Below are 3819 nucleotides of genomic sequence, written 5' to 3'. Positions count from 1 at the left end.
AGTCGGCCCGAAGCTGCGATTTTGGCCATGTTGAAGAACAAAGATTGAACATGGCGATCTACCAGGCTCGCTCTTGTCCTCCAATCTCGTAAACATCGGTCTCGATCGAGCACCTGTAGCTCTCTGCGATGTTGAACATCTCTGTCTGGAGAGATGCGATCTCATCATCGAGGCTGACGCCATCGGCACCCTGATCATAGGCGACGGTCAGCGTGTAATCGCAGTTCCCGGTCTTTTGCATCTGGTAATCCCGCTCCAGCATCGCCTCAATGCGCTCGCGAGCGGGCTTTCTGCCACGACCATGCTTGTTGAAGTTCTCGATGGTCAGATGCAGGGCGATGGTGACAGAAGGCGGCTTTTCCGGCAGCCCGATCCTTGAAGGAATGACGTCAAGCGCCCGATAGACGGTCATTCTTGAGATCTTGAGGTCGCGCGCGACGCTGGCCTTGCTCGCGCCGGCGGTGATCCGGCGTCGGATTTCATCGTCATCGATGTTTTTCTTCCGGCCTTTGTAGACGCCTTCGGCGCGCGCCGCCTCGATCCCGGCGCGCTGCCGGTCCTTGATGAACGTCAGTTCCATGTCCGCGACCATGCCCAGAATGGTGATCACCATCCGCCCCATGCTTCCGGCCGTCGTCACCTCCGGCTCAAGCACCCGCAATGAGGCTCCCTTCTGGTCGAGTTCATGAACCAGATTGAGAACATCGCGTGTGGAGCGACCGAGCCGATCGAGACGCAGGACGACGAGTTCGTCATCGGCGCGCAGGAACTGCATGATCGTCTCAAGCTCCGTGCGTCCAGTGCGCGATGCGCCCGAGCCTGTTTCGGAGCGGAGGATTTCACAGCCCGCTGCCTTCAACCGGGCAACCTGGATGTCGAGATCCTGGTCGATGGTGCTGACGCGGGCGTAGCCGACGCGGGTCATGGGCAAATCCGTCACATTAGGGTGGCTTTGCCCTCGTACAGTAACATTGGTGACGGAACCACCCTTTTGTGACATGTCGTATATGTCACTTCCGATCGTCACGTTCGGGTGCACCCAAATGGTGCGAGCGGAAAGGCCCCGGTCAGGCAGCAAGCCGCCCAAAATCGATCCGGCTATTCAGATCGAGGTCGAAGCGGCCATAAGGATTGACGTGGCTGTAAATCAGCGGTGTGAGGCCGCGATAATCATCCGGCGTCATCCGGCCCGTCCATTTCGGTTCCACCAGCACGCTCTGAAGCATTCGGGTGTTCACATAGACAAGCGACGCTTGCAGCAAATGTAGCGCCAGGACCGAGAGCTGCTGCTCATCGATGCGGTTAGTGGCGATCTCGCCGCCCTTGCCGAAGAAAACGAACCCATTGGCACTGTTCCAGTTTTCAACGACATTCAGGCCTTCATGAATTTCGCGGCGGAAGGACTCCTCGCGCAGATACCGGCACAGGAAGATCGTCTTGACCGCGCGGCCCAGCTCACTCAACGCCTTGTAGGTCGGGTGCATCACCTCGGAGCGGCTAAACCGGCGCAGGATCGCCTCCGGGTCGGCGGTTTTTGTCTGCATCGCGGCTGCATATTTGACCATCTCGTCATATTGCTGCTCGATCTCATCCCAGTTGATCGGACTGGAGAGGATCGGCTGCAAGTGGGGAAGCCGCGTTCGCATGCCGACATCGGGAAGAGCCAGCTTCTGGCGAGCGATCGCTTTCAGGCGGGGTGCAAGCTCAAATCCGAGAAGCCGGCAAAATGCAAAGCCAACCGCGCTTTGGCCATGACTATCAACATATTGTCGCTGGATTTCCATGTCGGTGCAATGGCGCAGCACGCCCTCGATCATGGAGGCGACCTCGGAGGAAGAGCAGCGCTTGAGCTGGGAATAGACGCATGTCGCGCGTCGTTCGACATGCCAGTAGATCATGACGCCCCGTCCACCATAACGCGCATGCCATTCCGTCATCAGGTTGCGATCCCAGGCTCCGAACTTTGTGGAATCTGACGCACAGGCCGTGCCGGCGTCCCCCCAGACTGCAGCATTGCGGATTGCCAGGGTCGCATTCGCAACCCTGGCACACGCCTCCTTGAGCGCCGCGGCATGAACGAAGCGGCGATGGACATGCAGCAGCTCTTCATAGCTGACATCGGGGGTGGCGCCGGCGATCCGCTTGAGCCCGGCATTCGTTCCCAGGCCGTAGAGGCATAGCAGGAGACGTTGATCCAGCGCGGTTTTCGGCAGTGCAACACGCGAGGCCGATGTTTCGAACGCTTCGAGAAGTCCCGTATCAAGGGCAGCCTCCTTCAGTACGTCGAGCAGCCCGGTCATCGGCCAGCGTTGGCCGATCTCGGTCTTGATCGAGGCGAGACCCCTGGGTTCGGGCAAGGGTTTGAACGGGGTGAGAGATATACGGTTCTCGCCGCGCCACAGCAGCCGAACCTTGTCGTTCCGGGGAATATTGGCATTGAGGAGCAACAGTTCCTGAGCAAGCTCTTCCCGGATGGCGCTTGAAAATGCACGCGCATCCGCCGTCAGGTTCAATCCTGTGTAATATGCTTCTCGCCGCGCATCGAAGTCCTTGGGAAGATCGTCATCGGGATTGCGGTATCGGTCCGCCCCGACAACCCAGATTTCCTTAGAACGGATGCGATCGCGCAGTTGCGCGAGGACACAAAGCTCATAACTGATCCGGTTTACGCGCCCCTCTTCATCAATGACGGAACTGCGCCATCTCGCCGGAATGACCTCGTCGACCGGCACTGCGTGCGGCGGCACGTAGCGGCATCCATCATCCACTTTGCTTCTGATCCAGTCCAGGGCCGCCAGCACCGGACGCCACACGGCGTTGTTCGACCGGAACTCCAGTGCCGAAAGCAGGCTTGGCAGCATACGGCGATAATGATTGGCCCATGACCTCCGCATCACCTTGTAGATCCGCCGATCCAAGGCGCCCTTTGCCTGGCTTTCCTTGATGATCGCCGCCAGTTTGTCCTTGCCGGCGATTGGGAAAATGACATCGCAGATGCGCCCGGATGGATCGTCGATCGAAGCGCTGGCAATCTCGACCAGGAGTCGCTCCTTGCCATAGACCCGCTCGATGTCTTTCGCGATATCGCCCACCACCTTGCGTTTCGAGCGCGATCCGATCTTATGGACCGTCTCGATCAGCAGGTCGACCATCGCATCCGTAAGCTGAGCTTCCCGCGCCATCAGATAAACGGCATAGAGCCCGAGCTGGCGCGCCGGTACATGCCGGCGCATCTCCGAGGCTTTCTCGCCGGCAACCCGGCGAACGATCTGATCGACCCATGCCTTGCCCGTGACCGATAGGAAATCTCGGGGAAGAGCAAGCCGTTGGATAAAGGCGAGTTTGGCGGTCACGCCAAGAATGTTTTCGAGCGTCGCCTGACCTGCATCCCCCTTCATCGTGTTGAAGCCGGTCGGGCCATCGGGATCGGCGAGCGAGGCTTCCAGCAAGGCGACCGCATCCGGCGCAAGCCGATCGCGGACTCGGGCCAACAGGGCCTCCAGATAGAGGTGTCGTTGCGAACGGACGAGGCGTTCCAGCTCCTTGCGCGACGGCCCATAGATACGGCGGTCGCGGCACCACAGGAAAACATGCTCGAGCATGGCATTGATCGGCTGCCCGCCCGCACAAAGATCGTCGGAAATCCACCTCGACAACGCCCTGCGATCCGTCTGCGTCATACGGCGGAACCCGAGATGCCGCAAAATCTCCGCGCAATGCCGGCGGGCGGTGCGCCCGGAAAAATCATAGTGGTTCACGGATTTGGCATCGAGACCAAGTTGCTCCGCCAGATACAAGACACCGTCGGAGGGTATCGAC

General features: G+C 59.6%; 2 protein-coding genes. Both read right to left on the bottom strand.

Annotation, left to right across the window (positions count from 1 at the left end; genetic code table 11):
* Nucleotides 1-58 precede the first annotated feature (58 nt).
* A complete protein-coding gene (locus L858_RS0118995) occupies nt 59-925 on the bottom strand; it encodes a recombinase family protein (RefSeq protein WP_006961816.1) in 867 nt (288 codons plus the stop codon).
* A 142-nt stretch (nt 926-1067) separates the two neighbouring features.
* Nucleotides 1068-3819, bottom strand: a 2752-nt coding sequence (locus L858_RS0118990) for a Tn3 family transposase (protein WP_028056296.1), incomplete at its 5' end; no start/stop codon positions are given.

Source organism: Sphingobium bisphenolivorans (assembly GCF_000412635.1).
Lineage (GTDB): Bacteria > Pseudomonadota > Alphaproteobacteria > Sphingomonadales > Sphingomonadaceae > Sphingobium > Sphingobium bisphenolivorans.
Note: the sequence above shows the minus strand (reverse complement) of the source record. Positions and strands in the feature narration are given on the sequence as shown.